This window comes from Paraburkholderia sp. ZP32-5 (assembly GCF_021390495.1).
Lineage (GTDB): Bacteria > Pseudomonadota > Gammaproteobacteria > Burkholderiales > Burkholderiaceae > Paraburkholderia.
The window spans coordinates 3,260,923-3,278,222 of record NZ_JAJEJP010000001.1 but is presented as its reverse complement, the minus strand read 5'-3'; the positions used below and the strand labels follow the sequence as shown (position 1 = coordinate 3,278,222).

At 57.5% G+C, this 17,300-nt stretch carries 19 protein-coding genes, 2 tRNA genes and 1 pseudogene; 10 read left to right on the top strand and 12 right to left on the bottom strand.

From position 1 onward, the window contains the following. Window positions 1-12 precede the first annotated feature (12 nt). Window positions 13-1,155, top strand: a complete 1,143-nt coding sequence (locus L0U82_RS14080; protein WP_233831767.1) for a hypothetical protein — start codon at window positions 13-15, stop codon at window positions 1,153-1,155. Here the strand turns inward: L0U82_RS14080 and L0U82_RS39710 are convergent, their stop codons facing one another. The 3 genes from L0U82_RS39710 to L0U82_RS14070 form a co-directional block, all read right to left on the bottom strand. Beyond that, on the bottom strand, window positions 1,156-1,287 hold the full coding sequence (locus L0U82_RS39710) for a hypothetical protein (protein WP_267929416.1): 132 nt from the start codon (window positions 1,285-1,287) through the stop codon (window positions 1,156-1,158). A 652-nt stretch (window positions 1,288-1,939) separates the two neighbouring features. Continuing rightward, window positions 1,940-3,145 carry a tyrosine-type recombinase/integrase gene (locus L0U82_RS14075; protein WP_233831765.1) on the bottom strand — a complete coding sequence of 402 codons (1,206 nt, stop codon included), beginning with the start codon at window positions 3,143-3,145 and terminating at the stop codon, window positions 1,940-1,942. Between the two features lie 174 nt (window positions 3,146-3,319). Then, a tRNA-Leu gene (locus L0U82_RS14070) sits at window positions 3,320-3,404 on the bottom strand. Window positions 3,405-3,449: 45 nt separating this feature from the next. On the opposite strand from L0U82_RS14070, the pseudogene L0U82_RS39860 reads away from it, so the two are divergent. Next, window positions 3,450-3,553: pseudogene (locus tag L0U82_RS39860) on the top strand (YkgJ family cysteine cluster protein); the annotation flags it as partial. A gap of 110 nt (window positions 3,554-3,663) precedes the next feature. Here L0U82_RS39860 and L0U82_RS14065 read toward each other — a convergent pair. Next, complete coding sequence (locus L0U82_RS14065) at window positions 3,664-4,320, bottom strand: TolB family protein (protein ID WP_233831763.1); 657 nt, start codon at window positions 4,318-4,320, stop codon at window positions 3,664-3,666. Between the two features lie 63 nt (window positions 4,321-4,383). Between L0U82_RS14065 and L0U82_RS14060 the strand changes: the two genes are divergently transcribed. From L0U82_RS14060 to L0U82_RS14050, 3 genes are all read left to right on the top strand, one after another. Further along, complete coding sequence (locus tag L0U82_RS14060; RefSeq protein ID WP_233831762.1) at window positions 4,384-4,656, top strand: YkgJ family cysteine cluster protein; 273 nt, start codon at window positions 4,384-4,386, stop codon at window positions 4,654-4,656. A 109-nt stretch (window positions 4,657-4,765) separates the two neighbouring features. Continuing rightward, window positions 4,766-5,359, top strand: a complete 594-nt coding sequence (locus L0U82_RS14055; RefSeq protein WP_233831761.1) for a DUF1439 domain-containing protein — start codon at window positions 4,766-4,768, stop codon at window positions 5,357-5,359. A gap of 85 nt (window positions 5,360-5,444) precedes the next feature. Then, entirely contained in the window at window positions 5,445-6,281 is an 837-nt protein-coding gene (locus L0U82_RS14050) for an undecaprenyl-diphosphate phosphatase (protein ID WP_233831760.1), read from the top strand. A gap of 88 nt (window positions 6,282-6,369) precedes the next feature. Here the strand turns inward: L0U82_RS14050 and trmB are convergent, their stop codons facing one another. The 3 genes from trmB to L0U82_RS14035 all read right to left on the bottom strand — a co-directional run bounded on the left by trmB (window position 6,370) and on the right by L0U82_RS14035 (window position 7,982). After that, window positions 6,370-7,146, bottom strand: a complete 777-nt coding sequence (gene trmB / locus L0U82_RS14045) for a tRNA (guanosine(46)-N7)-methyltransferase TrmB (RefSeq protein WP_233831759.1) — start codon at window positions 7,144-7,146, stop codon at window positions 6,370-6,372. A 248-nt stretch (window positions 7,147-7,394) separates the two neighbouring features. Continuing rightward, window positions 7,395-7,468, bottom strand: a tRNA-Gly gene (locus tag L0U82_RS14040). 199 nt (window positions 7,469-7,667) lie between these two features. Next, window positions 7,668-7,982 carry a hypothetical protein gene (locus L0U82_RS14035; RefSeq protein ID WP_233831758.1) on the bottom strand — a complete coding sequence of 105 codons (315 nt, stop codon included), beginning with the start codon at window positions 7,980-7,982 and terminating at the stop codon, window positions 7,668-7,670. 79 nt (window positions 7,983-8,061) lie between these two features. Between L0U82_RS14035 and L0U82_RS14030 the strand changes: the two genes are divergently transcribed. The 3 genes from L0U82_RS14030 to L0U82_RS14020 are packed head-to-tail and all read left to right on the top strand — an operon-like array spanning window position 8,062 to window position 11,842. Next, window positions 8,062-8,922: a HamA C-terminal domain-containing protein gene (locus tag L0U82_RS14030; RefSeq protein WP_233831757.1), complete on the top strand. Its 861-nt coding sequence runs from the start codon at window positions 8,062-8,064 to the stop codon at window positions 8,920-8,922. Then, window positions 8,919-11,519, top strand: a complete 2,601-nt coding sequence (locus L0U82_RS14025; RefSeq protein ID WP_233831755.1) for a DEAD/DEAH box helicase — start codon at window positions 8,919-8,921, stop codon at window positions 11,517-11,519. The genes L0U82_RS14030 and L0U82_RS14025 overlap by 4 nt, the downstream gene beginning before the upstream one ends. Window positions 11,520-11,545: 26 nt before the next feature. Next, the gene (locus tag L0U82_RS14020) at window positions 11,546-11,842 is read left to right on the top strand and encodes a DCL family protein (RefSeq protein ID WP_233831754.1); all 297 of its coding nucleotides are present in this window, start codon (window positions 11,546-11,548) and stop codon (window positions 11,840-11,842) included. 194 nt (window positions 11,843-12,036) lie between these two features. Here L0U82_RS14020 and L0U82_RS14015 read toward each other — a convergent pair whose 3' ends face one another. From L0U82_RS14015 to L0U82_RS14000, 4 genes are all read right to left on the bottom strand, one after another. Next, window positions 12,037-12,948: a hypothetical protein gene (locus L0U82_RS14015; protein WP_233831753.1), complete on the bottom strand. Its 912-nt coding sequence runs from the start codon at window positions 12,946-12,948 to the stop codon at window positions 12,037-12,039. Between the two features lie 47 nt (window positions 12,949-12,995). Further along, window positions 12,996-13,514, bottom strand: coding sequence for a hypothetical protein (locus tag L0U82_RS14010; RefSeq protein WP_233831752.1), 519 nt, complete (start codon window positions 13,512-13,514; stop codon window positions 12,996-12,998). 37 nt (window positions 13,515-13,551) lie between these two features. Further along, complete coding sequence (locus L0U82_RS14005; protein ID WP_233831751.1) at window positions 13,552-14,403, bottom strand: hypothetical protein; 852 nt, start codon at window positions 14,401-14,403, stop codon at window positions 13,552-13,554. 186 nt (window positions 14,404-14,589) lie between these two features. Further along, the gene (locus L0U82_RS14000; protein ID WP_233831750.1) at window positions 14,590-15,237 is read right to left on the bottom strand and encodes a hypothetical protein; all 648 of its coding nucleotides are present in this window, start codon (window positions 15,235-15,237) and stop codon (window positions 14,590-14,592) included. A 78-nt stretch (window positions 15,238-15,315) separates the two neighbouring features. Between L0U82_RS14000 and L0U82_RS13995 the strand changes: the two genes are divergently transcribed. Continuing rightward, complete coding sequence (locus L0U82_RS13995; RefSeq protein ID WP_233831749.1) at window positions 15,316-15,552, top strand: hypothetical protein; 237 nt, start codon at window positions 15,316-15,318, stop codon at window positions 15,550-15,552. Here the strand turns inward: L0U82_RS13995 and L0U82_RS13990 are convergent. Next, window positions 15,546-15,902: a helix-turn-helix domain-containing protein gene (locus L0U82_RS13990; protein WP_233831748.1), complete on the bottom strand. Its 357-nt coding sequence runs from the start codon at window positions 15,900-15,902 to the stop codon at window positions 15,546-15,548. The two genes, L0U82_RS13995 and L0U82_RS13990, sit on opposite strands and share 7 nt — an antisense overlap. Before the next feature lie 206 nt (window positions 15,903-16,108). Here L0U82_RS13990 and L0U82_RS13985 point away from each other — a divergent pair, with 206 nt between their 5' ends. Continuing rightward, entirely contained in the window at window positions 16,109-16,591 is a 483-nt protein-coding gene (locus L0U82_RS13985; RefSeq protein WP_233831746.1) for a hypothetical protein, read from the top strand. The last annotated feature ends 709 nt before the right edge of the window (window positions 16,592-17,300 follow it).

Genomic DNA, 17,300 nt, shown 5'->3' with positions numbered 1-17,300 from the left:
ATCTTCGCCGCCATGAATATAACTAACCCTCGCGTCCGGGCCGCGACCGTTTTTCTGCTCGCCATCCTCATCATCTGGTTCCGTGCGCCTGATCGGCTAGCCCATGGATTCCTTTGGGCAGAAGACGCGAGCGTATTCATCGCACAGGCGCATCAACTAGGACGGCATTCCATCCTGTTCGACTATGCAGGCTACCTGCATCTGTTGCCGCGGCTGATCGCCTACGGTCAGTTCACGCTCACGCCGATCGGCTATGCGCCGTATGTGTTCGTGATAGCCAGCCTGTTGGTGACGGCTGCGGCATGCGCCTATATCGCGGCGGCTGTCCGAGCGCCGCTCGTCGCGATGCTCCTGGGACTTGCGTTAGTCCTTTCTCCGCAACAGGGCGAAGTGCTGTTGTCGATCACCAACCTGCAATGGATGATGTTCCCGGTCCTACTGGCGCTGCTGTGGGAATGTCTGTTTGATCCACCGACATCGTGGATCTGGCCGCGCGCACTTGTGACCGCAATGCTTGGTTTGACTGGACCTTTCGGAGTATTGGTCTCGCCAGCGGTCGCGATCGCAGCATTCTGGAAGCGCAAACTACTGAGTCGAAAGCAGATTGCATGGCTCGCCTGTTATGCGCTCGCCGTCCTCGGTCAAGCCTGGATCATGCACACCCATCCGGCCTATACACCGCCGCCCGGAAAGGTGGATTGGCTGCACCGCGCGCCGAAGGAGTTGTTTGTCGATCTGCTGCCTGGTCAAGCCCCGTTGTGGCTCGGCTGGGCGATGGCCGCCTGGCTGATGGTTACCATTGCTGGTAGTGATTCAGCACTGATTGGCGGTTTCATTTGCGCCGTTGGCATCGCGATCTGGGGCCTAGGCGCTTACCGGGTGAATGGGTATGCTCACGCGTTCGTCTGGTACGGAGCCGGAAGCCGCTATCTGTACATTCCCCTTCTGATGTTCGGATGGGCTTCGATATTGGCTGCCACGACTGCGCGTAGCCGCGCGATCTGCTGTGCAGCTGGCCTGTTCGCTGGAATAGTTCTGCTGGCAAGTGCAACGCGCTTTGAGGCCGGCGCATGGAAGACATGGACGATCGTCGATACGCCGACCGGTTATGAATTGACTGTTCCGCCGGATTGGACGGTAACAGTTCCGCGATGACTATCTTTTGCGGCGACCGTTGATGAGGCGTTCGGCCGTCGTGTACACAATCGCAGTGACGACGCCGATGCCTAAAATAACCAGCATCGGCAGCCCCGCCATGTCGTAAAACGCACTCCAATTGATGCCCATGGTCGTTTGGTGATAGTCAGCCTTGATAGGCGAAATATAACAGATGGGTTACCAGCGATAGCCGGCGTCGCCATATGCACGGCGCGGAAAGTGAAACTTCAAGTCCGACTTTGCCGAATCAGATTTCAAATCTGGTTTCGCGGACCAGCGTCTCAAACGCAATCGGGTACGGCCGACCGTTTAAATAAGGTACCTCCCGCTGCCAGGGCGGGCTAGTTTGAACCTCCGGTGGCCGCACGGAGATATTTTAACTCCGCAGTTTCGAAACGCGCCGATCGGCTGGAAACCATTGTTGGCCGCAGGTATGCCCTGAATCCGGGCACCCTTTTCCGAACGAATAAATCCGAACCGGAAAATCCGCGAACGTAGATTGTTGCGGAATCAACAACAGCGCCGCAGCATGGTTGCCAGCCAGGTTGCCACGGAAACAGCCTGTCTCGCATCGGTTACCAGTCGCATGGTTACCACGTTGGTTACCACGGTTTTGGTGGGTTTCTGGCCTCGGCAATACCCACGATCCGGGGATTTACCTTGATGGAGCATTGAAGGTTTTGTTTGACGTAGCCTGGACGGATTGGGGCAGCGGTAGCACTTGCAATCGTTGCTGGACGGGCGTCTCGGAGAAAATGCGGAGACTCACCGTCAAACTAAATCAATCGGTGGCATCAACCTCCGACCCGTCTTTCAGGCGGCCCAGATAGTCGGCCCATTCCTGCATCATGCTTCGCCGCGCGCGGATGAACTTCGTCCGGTTGTAAGCCGATCCGAGGTTATCGGGAACGGCGTGCGCGAGCTGGTGCTCGATCACTTCCGGTTTGTGCTCGAGTTCCTCGTGCAGGATGGTACGCGCCATCGCCCTGAAGCCGTGACCGGTAATCTCCGTGCGGGTGTCGTAGCCGAGGCGGCGCAGCGCGGCATTGATCGTCGCTTCGCTCATCGGGCGGTTGCGATCGCGCGCGCCCGGGAACACGTAGCGGCCGGCGCCGGTGAGCGCGTGCAACTCGCGCAGGATCGCCACGGCTTGGGCGGCGAGCGGCACCAGATGCTCTGTCTTTGTCTTGCTGACGTGATAACGCCACTCACCCTTGTCCAGATCGAATTCTGACCACTCCGCTTGCCGCAACTCACCTGGCCGGACGAACAGCATAGGGGCCAACTTGAGCGCGCACAGCACCGGAAATGTGCCGGCAAAGCCGTCGAAGGCGCGCAGCATCTCGCCGACCTTGGCCGGCTCGGTGATCGAGGCGAAGTGTTCGGTCTGAGCTGGCGGAATGGCGCCGACGAGATCGCGCGCCGGATCGGACTTGCAGAAGCCTTCCTTGATACCGTAGCGGAACACACGGCTGATTTCGCCGCGCAGCCGATGAGCAGTGAAGCGCGCGCCGCGGCCGTCCACGCGCTTTAGCACGTCGAGGATCTCCGGCGCCTCGATCTCCGAGATGGGACGTTTGCCGAGCCACGGAAAGGCGTCGTTCTGAAAGCGAGCCAGCGTCTTGTCGTACTGCGCCTGTTCGACGTACGGACGGCGCTCGTCCATCCATGCCAAAGCAACCGCTTCAAACGAGTTGGCCGCGGCGATTCGCACGGCACGTTTGTCGGCCTTCTTTGCTTCGCCTGGATCGACGCCGGCCGCCAGCTTCTCGCGCGCCTCGTCACGCTTCTTGCGCGCTGCCGCTAGTGACACGTCTGGATAGACGCCGAGCGCAAGTAGCTTCTCCTTTCCGGCTATCCGGTACTTGAGTCGCCAGTAACGGCGGCCGGCCGGTGTTACGAGCAGGAACAGGCCGCCGCCGTCGAATAGCTTCTGGGCCTTGTCCGTTGGCTTCGTGTTCCTGATGGCGGCATCGGTGAGCGGCATGGGGGTATCTGAGCGTTGAAGCAGCCTGAGCGAGACTACATACCCCGAAAAATACCCCCTCATACCCCCGGCTGTCTATGGGTCAATCTGGAACACTCAGGAAAGAAAAAACCCGCTAGAGCGGTTGCCGTAGCGGGTTTTGATGTTCCTTGGTGTTCCGTAGAAATCCAGCTTTGGTGCCCAGGGCCGGAATCGAACCGGCACGCCTTGCGGCGGGGGATTTTGAGTCCCCTGCGTCTACCAATTTCACCACCTGGGCAGATCTGCGTAAATTGCAGAAGGCGCAGATTATGGCTGAAAATCGATCGGCGGGCAAGCTGCTCGCTTTCACTCATCACCCAGATGCGGCGCTTGCTGTATCGCGCCGTCGATTTCGAGTCGATTCCCGGCATGCCGGATGGCAAGCCGTATGTCATGTAATTTCACTCGCGGCGAACACTCGACTCACACAGCCAGCGGAGTAGTAGCCACCTGATTCCTGGTAGGCGAGAAGTCAGGTCATGCCAGCCGCGCAAAAGCTACCTGGCAAACAGAGACTTGAAATTCTCAACGTTGCTGTCCTCCGGGCCAATTGGTCCTCTATCCTGGCCAGTGGGTGAAACGAGCCAGAACCAGTCGTACGACCCGCCCGCAAGCCAATACCGATGTTGGTTGACGATAAGGTTGCCTGCATACTGGCCTGTAGGAACGACCTCCAGGCTGTTCCCCGCTGTGACGAACCGCTCCTTGGCGTTCGCCAGGTTGACAGCGTGCACGGCACCGGAAGTGACCCAGGCTGAGCTCAAAAAGTAGACAATCTGTCCGTCGGGCGAAAAAGTGGGCGAATGCAGTGCGGCGAGAGCCTGCTTCGGGTCTTTATCGCTGTGCGCCTCGACGAGTAGACGTTGCGCTGTGCCATCGATACTCATCACCCAAATTTCGTTGGCGCTTTCCGAACCGAGCGCGGTGTCAACCTTTCGGTGCGGTGTTTGACGAACAAAGGCGATACGCTGATTGTCAGGGGAAACAACGGGCGCAAAGTCCAAACCGCTTTTGGTAAGTTGCCTTGTGACGCCAGCATCATCGACCGTGGTAATGTTCCCTTCATCGGAGCGGACGGTCGTGGCATGCGCTTCGATAGCCAAAATCGCCGTCAGCGACAGAGATGCCGCCAACAGCTTCACGATATTTTTCACCGGCACTCTCCATGTTCTCAGTGAAACTGCGTCGACCTTCTTGTGGAACCCTGAACGCCAATTATGCATTGCCGAGCTAATTGCGGCGCTTGCTGTATTGCGCCATCCATTTCGAGCCCGATTCCCGGCATGCCGCTCGGCAAGCCGGCGGGCGTGCGCTGCGTGCAACTCGGCGACGATCTGCGTTGCGCAATCTTCGGCCGGCCGGAGCGCCCGGCGTGTTGCTCGGGTCTGCAACCGCAACTCGACATGTGCGGCGCGAACCGCGGCGAGGCGCTTGCGTGGCTCACGCAACTCGAAGCGCAAACGCAGCCGCAATCACTATCTCGTCGCTAACCGTCTGTTGCGCATAGCGCGCTGTGATCAACGCGGCTGCGCAAGCAACAAGCCATATCAGGCAAACGTACGCAAAGATGCCCACAACGGCATCCACAGGAGATTTCGCATGACTCGATTCGCAGCGCCCGCCCGGCGCCGCTTTCTACGTATCGCGCTCGCCAGTTGCAGCGCGCTCGGCATCACCGTGTCGCTCGCGGCCTGCGCGAGTTCGACGTTTCCGTTCATTCCGTCGCACTACACGTTTTCGAAGCAGCAGGTGCAGGAAGCGGTGCAGCGCAAATTCCCGTATCAGCGCACGGTATCGCAGGTGTTCGATGTCGCGCTGGCCAACCCGGTGGTGGACCTGCTGCCCGACGCGAATCGCGTGTCGGTGAAGCTCGATGTGCGCTTCGCGAGCCCGTTTTTGCAGCAGCCGGTCGATGGCGTGTTCACGCTGTCGAGCGCACTCGCGTACGACGAAGCGAGCCGCTCGGTGATCCTCAAGTCGCCGAGTGTCGACAACGTCAGCGTCAGCGGTCAGGCGCAGGCCTATACGCAACAGATCAATGCCGCGGCGGCGCTGCTCGCCACGCAGTTGCTGACCAACTATCCGATTCACACGTTCAAACCTGAGCAGCTGCAATTTGCCGGCGTGAATTACGAACCCGGTACAATCACCATCCTTACAAACGGCATACGCGTGCAGATCGTCGAAAAATGACGCGCGCGGCCGGCAGGGCCGCGCATATCCGGATCGTTCCCGCGCGGGCCCTCGTTGCAACAACCTACCGCGATAAGAGGCACGGATGGACTGGCTACTGGCTTGCAAAGCGTTGATTCTTGGCGTCGTCGAGGGCTTGACGGAGTTCCTGCCGGTGTCGAGCACCGGGCATCTGATCGTCGTCGGCAGCCTGCTGGATTTCTCCGACGAGCATGCGAAAACCTTCGACGTCGTGATTCAGCTCGGCGCGATTTTCGCGGTGTGCTGGGAGTTTCGCCGCCGCATCGGCGACGTGGTGATGGGTTTGCCGAGCCGTCCCGACGCGCGCCGCTTCACGCTGAACGTGATCATCGCGACGATTCCGGCGATCGTGCTCGGCCTGCTGTTCGAGAAGTCGATCAAGGCGGCGCTGTTTTCGCCGGTGCCGGTCGCGTTCGCGCTGGTGGTGGGCGGCGTCGTGATCCTGTGGGCCGAGGCGCGCCAGCGCGCGCGCGGCGACGCGGCGATGCGGGTGCGCAGCGTCGACGATCTGACCGCGCTTGATGCGCTGAAGGTCGGCCTTGCCCAGTGCTTCGCGCTGATTCCGGGCACCTCGCGCTCGGGCGCGACGATTATCGGCGGCATGCTGTTCGGACTCGAGCGCCGCGTCGCCACGGAGTTTTCATTCTTTCTCGCGATTCCGATCATCTTCGGCGCGACCGCCTACGAGTTGTACAAGGACTGGCATCTGCTTACTGTCGATGCGCTCGGCAGCTTCGCGCTCGGTTTCGTGGCGGCGTTCGTCAGCGCGTTTATCTGCGTGCGCTGGTTGTTGCGCTACGTCGCATCGCATGACTTCACCGTGTTCGCGTGGTACCGGATCGGTTTCGGTTTGCTGATTCTATTGATCGGGTATAGCGGCGGGTTGAGTTGGGCGGATTAAGATTCACCACTGGTTGGTTCTTCGCACGATGAACAATGAAAAAAGGTCTGCAATTGCAGACCTTTTTCGTTGGTTCGGCGCGTTCGCGTCAGGCGCCGCCGCGCTTGCGAAATACCAGATCCCACACACCATGGCCGAGCCGCAGCCCGCGACGCTCGAACTTCGTCACCGGACGATAGTCGGGGCGAGGCGCGTAGTTGTCCGCGGTATTTTCGAGCAGCGGATCGGCGCTGAGTACTTCGAGCATCTGCTCCGCGTAGTTCTGCCAGTCGGTCGCGCAATGCAGATACGCGCCGGGCTTCAGACGCGCGACGAGCTGTGCAACGAACTTCGGCTGTATCAGCCGGCGCTTGTGATGGCGTGCCTTGTGCCACGGGTCCGGAAAGAAGATATGCACGCCGTCGAGGCCGTCCGGCGCGATCATCTGTTCGAGTACTTCGACGGCGTCGTGCTGGATGATGCGGATATTCGTCAGCGACTGTTCGCTGATCAGCTTCAGCAGCGCACCGACGCCGGGCTCGTGAACTTCGACGCCGAGGAAATCATCCCCGGGACGCTGTGCGGCGATTTCCGCGGTAGTCGCGCCCATGCCGAAACCGATCTCCAGCACGCGCGGCGCCTCGCGACCAAACACCGCGCTCCAGTCCGGCTGGTGCGGCGCGAACGGCAGCACGAAACGCGGTCCGAGTTCGTCGAGCGCGCGGCGCTGGCCGGTCGACACGCGTCCCGCGCGCGTGACGAAGCTGCGAATGCGGCGGTGGTGCAGCGTGTCATCGGCGGCGCCGTGCGTGTCGTCGGCGCTGTCGGAGTCGGAGTGAGTCGGGAGTTCGTCCGGCAGGCCGGAGTCGTTGGGATCGTGGATCATCGTCGATGCTGCTAAGGGTGAGGGCTTCGCGGCCGGCTTGCGTACCCGGGTACGGTTTGCCGTTGACGCGATGTATGTCTCGCGGTCCGGAGCCGCGTAATGACGTACGGTATGTCGCGTGACCTTTGGACCGCGCGCCGCGTGTACAGCGTGTTATTCGCGCGCTTTGTCAGGCCGTTGCTACTACAAAAAAGCCGCCTTCAGGGAGGCGGCTCTTGCTGGATTCCGCTGAACGCTCAGCCGGAAAGTGGAGCGGGCGATGGGAATCGAACCCACGGCTCTAGCTTGGGAAGCTAGGGTATTACCATTATACGACGCCCGCAGAACCCATGATTTTACAGGGGTTTGAGCGATTTGGGGAGCCCGGTTCGTGTGAAGTGGGGTGAAAAGTGTATCCACTTCGGAAATTCTTGCTGGCTTCACTATATGCGTTTGTTACTGCGCAACGCACCCCGGAGTAATCGGTCGAAATTTCAGGTTTTGGTTAGACGATTGTGCAATACTTGCCGTGCAGCTTTCGCTCAATAGGTGATCCAACCGGGATAAACCATGAAGAGTAAGGTTACGGGGCCAAAAGCGGCCCACAATGCGTCGCAGGTTCTGGCGAGCGGTTCGACCGGCAAAAATTCAAAGGCTGCCGCCGGGAGCGCACTATCGCAGGTCGCCGCGCCCAAAAGAGTTACTTCGTCAGGCGCAGCATCGAGCGCGTCGAAGGTGCTCCGCGATGGCCGGACAGGCGTCGCGTCAAAAAGTGCAGCTGGGTCCGCATTATCACAGCGGCAGACCAGCCGGAAAAAGTAAACCACGAAAGAGTTTGCGTCCAGTTTGTCGACCATTACCGCTACCGATCTTGAGTCTGCTCTAACCGGGGACCCAGAAGCGCTTGAGGTTCACCTTACGCTCGTAGAGCGAGACGTGATCATCGACGGACATTTAGTCAAGATTCACTGTCACTGTCTTTCGGTAGACGGAAATGGCCGTGTGCAACCACATCGGCTCGCGGAGTTTATGCGGAATGCCGTCGTTGACTATGCGATTCCGCGCTCGAAGCTCGCCGATGCGAAGGCGCGCGATAAAAGGTTCAACAGCACCGAGGCAGTCGCCGAACTCGTGGAGCGCGCCAAGCGCTCGTTTACCGATTTGGGGAACACCGGTGAGGGCGGCGAGATGTTGCTGTTTCTGCTGGCGGAGCGCTTCCTCAAGCTGCCACAGATTCTTTGCAAGATGGATCTCAAGACGGACACACGTATGCACTATCACGGCGCGGATGGGGTGTATGCAGGCGTGACACCGAAAGGCACATTAAAGCTCTACTGGGGGGAATCAAAAATCTACGGCGATGCGAGTGCTGCGATTCGCGCCTGTCTCAATTCCCTCGCCCCCTTTCTGATTGAACCCGAACACGAGGAGGCAGAGCGGGAGCGCGACCTGATGCTTCTGAGTGACAAAGCCGACCTTAGCAATCCGGCAATCACCGATGCGCTCAAAAAATATTTCGATAAGTCGTCTGTCATGTCTAAACGGGTCCAATACTGCGGCGCGGCCCTTGTAGGTTTCGACGCACCGTTCTATCCGAAAGACGATGCGAAGGCAGTCGCAGAGGAGATCGCCAAGGCGTCCCGCACGGCACTTACTGGGTGGTGCAAGAGTATCGGAGAGCGGCTCAAATTGGAGAAGCTCGATCAGATGGAAATTGAGATGTTCTGCGTACCTCTGCCGTCGGCAGAAGGTTTCCGTGCAGCATTCCTCAAGGCAATGGGGATTACGGAGCAATGAGCCTCGCCGATCTCCAATCGTGGCTTCTCCGCGAAGGCGTTCGGGACGATCTCGATGCGATCACACGACTTACAGTCCGCAACGAACTCGACAATCTTGGCCCTGAGCGTTCCGCGCCGCCCGCTGCGGCGATTGACTGGCCCAGACTGTTGCTCGCCGGCAGCATTCTGGCGCGATCCAATCAACGGGAAGATCAAGAAGCCGCGCTCCGAATCGCAACCGCCGCAATTTCGTTGACGGGCGATCAAGCGTTAAAAGACGCGGGTGCTGTACTCTTAGGTAAGCTTTCCAACTTTCGGGCCATAGAGTTAGCCATCGATCGAGGCTTGCTGGCAGCAGACCTCGACGGGCGGCTAGGCGTCGCGTTGCGCCTCGAAGCTCAGCGTCGCGAAATGGACCGCTCCATCTTGGTGCAATCGAGCGGGGCCTGGCTACAGGTGAACGATTTTCAGCAACGCTTCTGGACCAATGCGGCTGGGGAGCGTTGGCTCTCGGCATCCGCACCTACCGCCTCTGGCAAAACGTTTCTCGTACTTCAGTGGTTGATCGACCAAATGATCGCGGGCGAGACGCAGGTGGCAGTCTACCTCGCCCCGACTCGCGCGCTGGTCTCCGAGATAGAGACTAATCTTAAGGGGCTCCTAGGTAATGCCGAGCTGATTGAAGTGTCGTCCCTTCCGCTTCCCGATAAGTACAAAGCTGCTCGCGCTGGCGGCGCACGAGTGATTCTAGTATTCACTCAGGAGCGGTTGCATCTCCTCGCCAATGTGCTCGGTGCTGTGTTCTCGATCGATCTGCTCATTGTGGACGAGGCGCATAAGATCGGTGACAACCAGCGCGGCGTGATCTTGCAGGATGCAATAGAGCGGACCACCCGCGCTAACCCAAAGCTGAAGGTTGTGTTCATCAGTCCGGCGACTCAGAACCCAGAAGAGTTACTCACGGACGCGCCCGATGGGGTGCAGACCGTCGCTGTCGATAGCGACGCCACCACGGTTCTCCAAAATCTCATAACCGCGACCCAGGTGCCGAGAAGAGCGAAGCTCTGGAAGCTCACTCTTCGACAGCAGGGTTCGATATTTCCGTTAGGGATTCTTCAACTCGCCAGCACGCCGGATGGACTCAAGAAGCGCCTCGCGTTCATCGCCGCAGCTGTTGGCGAGAGAGGCGGAACGCTCGTTTACACAAACGGTGCTGGAGAGGCGGAGGAGGTTGCTGATCTGGTCAGTCAGCTATTGCCCAAGCTTGGGTCCATCGATTCAGAACTCTTACAGCTTGCCGAGCTTGCTCGAAAGGGCGTGCACCAGGACTTTCGACTTGCGCCGTTAGTAGAGCGAGGGGTGGCGTTCCACTACGGCAACATGCCATCGCTACTCAGGCTAGAGATAGAACGGCTGTTCCGGTCAGGGAAGATTCGCTTCCTGGTATGCACTTCAACGCTGATCGAAGGCGTGAATCTGTCGTGCCGAACAATCGTGGTTCGTGGGCCGCGCAAAGGGAAGGGCCACCCGATGGAGCCGCACGATTTCTGGAACTTGGCCGGCCGTGCAGGCCGATGGGGCGACGAGTTCCAAGGTAACATTATCTGTATTGACCCGGAGGACGCGCGGGCTTGGCCCAGTGGCGTTCCTAGCCGCGCCCGCTATCCCATTAAGCGTGAAAGCGACGCAGTTCTCGAGCTTGGTGACGGAATGGTGGACTATATCTACGAACGCGGGTTATCGGACCTTTCCAGCATCGAGGACACAGATCAATTCGAGCAGGTCGGTGCCTATCTCCTCACCACCTTTATGCGTCTCGGTTCTATATCAGCGGCCAGCCTCGCGAAGCGCCACGAGGCGGCGCTGATCGTAAAGCTCGATCAGGCGCTCGCCGCCCTAGTAGCGCAAATCGAAATCGACGTTGACCTGGCTGCTCGACACCCAGGGGTAAGTGCGATTGGCCTTCAGCGCCTTCTTGACGCTTTCCGTTCGTATGCTGGCGATGTCGAGAATCTGCTCCCGGCCGAGGTGGCAAGTAACGATAGCTACGACCGGTTCATTACGATCATGGGGAGGATCAACAAGCATTTGTTCCTCGCCTTCGCCCCCGAGAGCCGAGTCAGGCTATACGCGTTGATCGTCGTCAAATGGCTAAAGGGATACTCGCTGGCAAGGATCATCCGCGATAGCATCGATTGGCACCGAGACGCTGGTAGGTCTTTTAAGCTCCCGGAGCTCATCCGCGGCACGATGGAACTAGTGGAGCAGATTGCTCGTTTCAAAGCACCGAAGTACCTTTCGGCCTATATGGATGTACTGCACCTACATCTTCGCGAGATTGGCCGCGAAGACCTGATTGACGATGGTTTGGATATCGGCACCCAACTTGAATTCGGCGTTTCGTCGACGACACTTCTCTCGCTCATGGAACTTGGCCTGTCTCGCATGAGCGCAGTCGCTTTGTACGAGAAGATTGCTCGCGACGACCTCGACAGAGAGGAGTGCGTAGGGTGGATCGCCGAGCGCGTGGGCCAATTTCAATCAATGGATATTCCCGCCATTATTATTCGCGAGGTGCGCGAGCGTATCAGGCTGCCTGGCGACGTAGCCACGTAATGTCATTACTGAAGTGGAGCTTACACATGCCTGCGAAGCCCATCACCCTCGGCCCCTTACAGTTCGGCAAGAAGGGGGACGCCGTTACATATTTGAAGGCGATACTCAACCGGTACGACGTGGGCGATCGAGTCAACGCCGACGACGCAGTGATCCTAAAAGCCGCGTTGGAGCATCATCCAAAGGCCGCTGCAAAAATTGGTTGTGGTGTCACCGACTTCAGCGTTCGAACTGCGGACTTCGGTACCAAATGCTTCTGGGTGAATCGTCCTGACGGAACGACTGAAAAGTTCTCCATCACCGGTTCTATCTACGGCAGCTAGGCGAAATTGCGTTGCCGGTGTACGGCCGGCACACTTTGCTGGTCATTCGGATCGAAAGGCCAAACAGCCAAAACGGGTCGCTTCGAGGTAGTCAAACACCTCGTCGTGCGTGGACGAAGATTGTGGTCGCCATGTAAGTCGATTTGTCGAATGCCCGCGACTTTTGGCACGAAGTGCTGAGCCAACAACTATCTTCACGCCCAACCTATCTCACGATAGATTTTCCCAAGCAACGCCAGCGCGCATTCCGCATCGCTTTCTGAGGGAGCGTTGTTGCCCCGTTGCACTCGTTCCGCTGCTTTTCCTTGTGAATGCAAGCGTGCGATGATCCTCGCGGCATTGCCCAATACAAGTCGCCGCTCTTCGCGCGGTTTATGTGGTGGGTCAACGGCATCGGCGAGGACTGCGAGGTCTTTCCCGAGCGAACTGTTACCTGATTTCGTGTTGGCTAAGTGTGCAGTGATAGCGGCAGTTGCAGCTTCGCGGCAGCGGTCGATCACGCTCTCCGCGCTATCGCGAAAAGCGGAGCTCGCAGCCTTCTCGTACTGCTCCATTGCGAGCGCGACGTGTTGGTCCTTGGCGTGAATCGGTTCAATGTCGGGTAGGACTCCGAGACTGGCTCTTGTGCGCGCGGTAATAAGGTCCTCTCCCGTAGCCAGACGCTCTATGTCCAGTACAGTATAGGCGGCAACGCGCGACCCTGAGCCGAGGATCAGAACTGCTTCTCGGCGCTTGGCTAGTAGAAGTTCGGGTGCCGACCAGGGTTGGAACGAGTAAAGCTGTTTAACAAGAAATCCGCGAGCGTCCGTAGCGGCTGGTGCTGAAGCATACGCGGGATGTCGCTGCACGTGCCAAGTTGCGGGTTGCACGTCGGCCCAGCGTTTGTATAAGCGACCTCGGCGAATTCGTGCGACTGGATCAAACGAATCTTCGCGAAAGAGCATGGTCGCCGATGTCAACGTGTCGCTGTGCGGCGAATCGTTCCAGTCGATGTGTGGCCCGATGTACGACGCAATGGAAATGAACGGTGACGGCCATATCGCGTGTCCCCACAGCGAATATGATCCTTCGTAAATCAAGTGCGAATCGGATTCGATGCCCAGCATATGGAAGTCCTCGGTCGTGAGTCTAAGCGTCGTCAACGCGGGCAGAGCTACCGCCGTTGCAGCGCTTGAAGAGCCAGTCCTGTGATTTTGAGCACGACATCAACTAGCCACTGGAAGTTGCGTTTCCACCATGTTTGATCTTCACCAGGATCAAGGTCGATCGCATCCCCTGATGTGTGCATGACGTATTCCAAGCATTGGGAAAAATGGCCTGTTTCCAGTACTTTATATGGCTGTTCCCAGTACTTGTCGTACTCTCCTGCGATGGCTGGAGTATTGGACAGACCCGGGATCGCCCGCGATGGCTCAAACAACTGGACCTCAGGGCAAAGGCCTTGCGCGAAGAAGTTGTTCCGGCCGCCTGCGCTGCTTGGGCCTTCGCCGACAACATGAACTACTGGTTGTCGAAGGTCAGCGAGGCTAATCGAATCTCCGAACGGCCAATTGTTAGCGATTGCCAGCGTATGCGCGCGCCGTTCGCACCGATCGAAAATTGGACAGCGAGCGGGAAGACCCTGAGTTCGCGAGAATTCGAAGTAGTCTGATTTATTTGTTGGTTGGGGCATGACTGGATCGATGGTGCTAGGGTTACACTCGCAAATTTCAATCACCCGACACGCGTTGTACCACCTCGTTCATCGAGTAGTGCACGAACTGTTTGCCGAGCTCGGTCAGGACGTATTGCTTACTGCCGTCGAACGCTGATTCGACTGTGGCGTTGGCAGGCCCGGGCGGCCTCCGTGCTGTCTGCTTGCGCAGGAACTGACCATCGGCATTTGTATCACGTGCTTGACGGATGACGCCGCCGGTACTCAGGTCTCTAATCAATAACTTGTATAGGTCCGCTTCCGCCGAGTCCTCGCGAACGAGGCTGCCGTAAATCGCGGTCCAGATATCAAACCGCGTCGAGCCGGGATTGCTATAGATCTCGCGGATTACCGCGAGGTGGGACTCGTGATAGCTGTCTAACCAGTCGATGAAAAGACGAACAACATCATCCGAACACAGACGCGTCCCAGCAGCGTTCGTCACGAGGTTTGCGACGTAGCGGCGTTTTTCTTCGGTGTCAGCCTTGTCCCAGGCGCGAAAGGCTTTCCGCACGATGTCCAGGTATTCGTTGCTCGCGAGTCGCTCATCGATCTCATCGCCAATTGCCTCGAATCGCCGACCGATATCTTGCATGGTCGCACTCAGGGTTTCCATCTTGGCTTGATGTTCTTCGAGCCATTGCGTCTGGAGCGACGACGCATGCAGACCGGCCTCTTCGGTCTTCATGCTCGCGAGCGCGCTGATGAATCCTCCGACCCATGGGATGCTCCCGAGCGCCGCCAAAGCAAACTTTTCAAGGATGCGGCGTTTAGTGCTCGGGTTAAGTTTTTCGAGCTGAGTTCTAATCTGAGCGACGGCCGAATCCGTTGGAACGATCGGGCTAGTATGGCTGTCATCCGAATTCATCTGGCCTCCACGCGTTGCGCTTTAGGGCACGGACAATTCTACAGCACATGTTCTCGGACTTTTGCATGGGCGGCGATAAAGCGGGCGCCAATCGCCCGTTGTCGGCGTGTTGATGGGGCCCGACAGTGCGCAAAGCCTTCGCGCGGCAACAAAAGAAACACGTAACGCACGGCAGAAGTAGAGCGTTTATTCACCGCCTGCAATCGTCGCAAAGACTTCAGGGAATTCCTTTCCACATAGACCAAGAAGGGCGTTATAGATATCGCTATCTTGCTCTGGGCTGTCCGAATGAGTACACAGGGCAAGATAGACGTTCCTTTGCTCCTGCACTCCGAAGATTAACCATTCTCCCGTCAGTCTTTGCTTGGCGGCGCGCCGCTTGTAGCCTTCGACCACGAACTCGTGAGCCAGCCTTCCTTGCCAGCCAACGCCGGATGGATTTTCGTCTTCCTCAGCCGCGACGCGTGCACACAACTTGTCGAACTTGTCGCTCTTCGGGCTAAACAGACCCCACTCGTTATAGATGTTCCTCATAAGAAATCGCGGATCGAAGAAATGAACCTTCCATAGTCCGCGCAGCGAATCGCCTTTGAATGGGCGTGGCTTCGCCGTGCTGCCGCGATTCGGGCCACGACCTTCAAGTTGTTGGATTACATCGGTGATAGCAAACGTGTTTATGGTCCGATGCTTCCGTGCGCTGGCTAATTGTACGAGCAAGAATTTGCTCAATCGCGAGGTGTCGATTCCAGCGAGTCCAGCGTTCGATTCTGTGAACGACTGGACCTCGTGATCGGATATGTCGAAGCCTGACAAGATGGTCGGATCAAGACCCACGATGCGTTCTCACTGCTAGCAGGTATGACGGGCAACATCCTGTTGCCCAAAGCGGGGCGTCGCCCGGATAGTCTTCGCATGAAAGACATCAATTTCCAGAAAGATTTCCCGTCGCTGACCATTGACCAGATTCGCGATCTCGCCGCTGCGGCTCGCGAAATTTTCGGGAGCAACCTCTCTCGGGCGCAATTTGCCGACAGGCTGCTGATGTTTCTTGAGGATGTGCCGGGATGTGAGTCTGGTAAGGCGTCGTCATCGTTGATCGAGTCAGCATGGGTCAAGTATACCGACCTTTGCCGTGACGGCATTTATTGACTTCGACCGTGATGGGCAACATAACCGCGAACAAAATCTAGTACGAATTCGCGGTCACGACCAGAGAGGTCGGCAAGCAAATCGTCAAGGGTCTGTCCGTTTGCATTGGGCACGACTGATCCATCCGAAAACAACTGCCACGCCTTGACACTGAGCGCCGTGCATAGTTTTTCCAACTGCGGAAATGACGGTGCTACGGCTCCTCGCTCGTAGCGCGAGATGGTTTCAATTTCAACTCCCAAGGCTTGGGCCAATGCATTTTGGGTCAAACCCAGCTCGGCACGTCTTGCCTTGATATTGCTCCCGACAACTGCCGATAGGGGGGCAGTGATTTTCGCTTTCTTAGGCATCGCTCAGACCATAGTTGTGCCGCATGGTCTCTAGCGCCGGCCAATCCAAACAGGGCGTTAATAGTCAAATTTGACGTTTTACGTCTATCTGTGTCAAGATTTCCGCTGACAGTAGGGAAAATGCGGGCCGGCGATGCCCGCCACTGCTGTCGCCTTAGCACAGGCGGCTGCTGGGAGATGAGGTAAGAGCGAACGGGGAAAATCAGATGATCAAGCTGGAAATCAGTCTCTCACGGGCATGGCGAGTCATCGCCGCAGGCATTGTTGTAACCATGCTGAACGCGAGCTCGTGTTGGGCCGACGAGTTAGGCCCAAGCTGCAAGCAGTATCTGGAATTAAAAAAGCAGTGCCTCGCCGCAATGGCGAATCGGATTGAGTCGAACGGAAATACGCAGAGGGCTCGTGAAATCCGGCGCGAGATTCCATTCGAAATACATCAGGTGATCGGTATTCTGGCGAAAAGTAGAGAATTTTCGAGTGCCGATGTTGTAGAGCATAGCTGTGCGGAGGATGCCTGGTATATCCAGAATGCCGAAAGTTCGAAAAATTATCGGCCACAAAGAAGCGTGCAGTTATGCAGCTTAACGACAAGTTGGCCTGAAACTTACAAAATCACACCGGATAGTGATCCAAAAGTCGAGGCACGTATTCAGAAAATGGAAGCCGAGATTGGCTCCTCAAGACCATAAGCGAAATCCAGTTCTTCGGGGGTAGGGTGAATAAAAAGAGAAAGGCTTCTTGCAGGCTCGGCTTGGGAATTCTGGCGATGGCGATCTCTTGTGTAGCTGTGGCAAAGACTCCAGTTGATCAGACGCTTGATTTTCTGGTAGGGACAAGTATGGGCGGCTGGCGGAGCTTCAAGTGCCGGGAAGCGATCAATGAGAAGGTCTCAGACGAACATGCCTATTATGAATTTCACGATGATGGATCTTACTCCCGACTGAATTCATATTCAGATCCACGGACCCGGTTCCTAAAGCCGATGGATGTGAGGGGAATATTCAGAGTGAAGATTTCGGATCGGATGTTGAAGATTTCCTTTACAGACGAGTTCGTGGGGGAGGTACATCAGAACGATCCCAAACCTTATGACGCGATCCTGATCGGAACCGCCAACAACGAAAACGATGGCATTGATGATGAATCGCCCAGTTCCAGGCAGCCCCGACATCCGGGACCATCTGCGTCTTGTGTGCATTGGAGGCGAACCATCAGGTAAGGGGCCGCAGAGAAGCTATTAGGCAGTTGGATTGAGAGATGTGCGCAACGCACAGTGCAAGGAGGATGGGTATGGCCGAGAAGGTAAGTTGCGATTGTCCCTATTGTCTTGGGCCGATTACGGAGTGGACCGATGTATGTCCTCATTGTACGAGAGATATCCCAAATCCATCGGGTGTC

What these genes read in the sequence shown, in the direction of transcription:
- L0U82_RS14080 (WP_233831767.1), top strand. Translation starts at nt 13, where the DNA reads ATGAATATAACTAACCCTCGCGTCCGGGCCGCGACCGTTTTTCTGCTC.
- L0U82_RS39710 (WP_267929416.1), bottom strand. Translation starts at nt 1,287, where the DNA reads ATGGGCATCAATTGGAGTGCGTTTTACGACATGGCGGGGCTGCCGATG.
- L0U82_RS14075 (WP_233831765.1), bottom strand. Translation starts at nt 3,145, where the DNA reads ATGCCGCTCACCGATGCCGCCATCAGGAACACGAAGCCAACGGACAAG.
- L0U82_RS14060 (WP_233831762.1), top strand. Translation starts at nt 4,384, where the DNA reads ATGCATTGCCGAGCTAATTGCGGCGCTTGCTGTATTGCGCCATCCATT.
- L0U82_RS14055 (WP_233831761.1), top strand. Translation starts at nt 4,766, where the DNA reads ATGACTCGATTCGCAGCGCCCGCCCGGCGCCGCTTTCTACGTATCGCG.
- L0U82_RS14050 (WP_233831760.1), top strand. Translation starts at nt 5,445, where the DNA reads ATGGACTGGCTACTGGCTTGCAAAGCGTTGATTCTTGGCGTCGTCGAG.
- trmB (WP_233831759.1), bottom strand. Translation starts at nt 7,146, where the DNA reads ATGATCCACGATCCCAACGACTCCGGCCTGCCGGACGAACTCCCGACT.
- L0U82_RS14035 (WP_233831758.1), bottom strand. Translation starts at nt 7,982, where the DNA reads ATGGTCGACAAACTGGACGCAAACTCTTTCGTGGTTTACTTTTTCCGG.
- L0U82_RS14025 (WP_233831755.1), top strand. Translation starts at nt 8,919, where the DNA reads ATGAGCCTCGCCGATCTCCAATCGTGGCTTCTCCGCGAAGGCGTTCGG.
- L0U82_RS14020 (WP_233831754.1), top strand. Translation starts at nt 11,546, where the DNA reads ATGCCTGCGAAGCCCATCACCCTCGGCCCCTTACAGTTCGGCAAGAAG.
- L0U82_RS14015 (WP_233831753.1), bottom strand. Translation starts at nt 12,948, where the DNA reads ATGCTGGGCATCGAATCCGATTCGCACTTGATTTACGAAGGATCATAT.
- L0U82_RS14010 (WP_233831752.1), bottom strand. Translation starts at nt 13,514, where the DNA reads ATGCCCCAACCAACAAATAAATCAGACTACTTCGAATTCTCGCGAACT.
- L0U82_RS14005 (WP_233831751.1), bottom strand. Translation starts at nt 14,403, where the DNA reads ATGAATTCGGATGACAGCCATACTAGCCCGATCGTTCCAACGGATTCG.
- L0U82_RS13995 (WP_233831749.1), top strand. Translation starts at nt 15,316, where the DNA reads ATGAAAGACATCAATTTCCAGAAAGATTTCCCGTCGCTGACCATTGAC.
- L0U82_RS13990 (WP_233831748.1), bottom strand. Translation starts at nt 15,902, where the DNA reads ATGCCTAAGAAAGCGAAAATCACTGCCCCCCTATCGGCAGTTGTCGGG.
- L0U82_RS13985 (WP_233831746.1), top strand. Translation starts at nt 16,109, where the DNA reads ATGATCAAGCTGGAAATCAGTCTCTCACGGGCATGGCGAGTCATCGCC.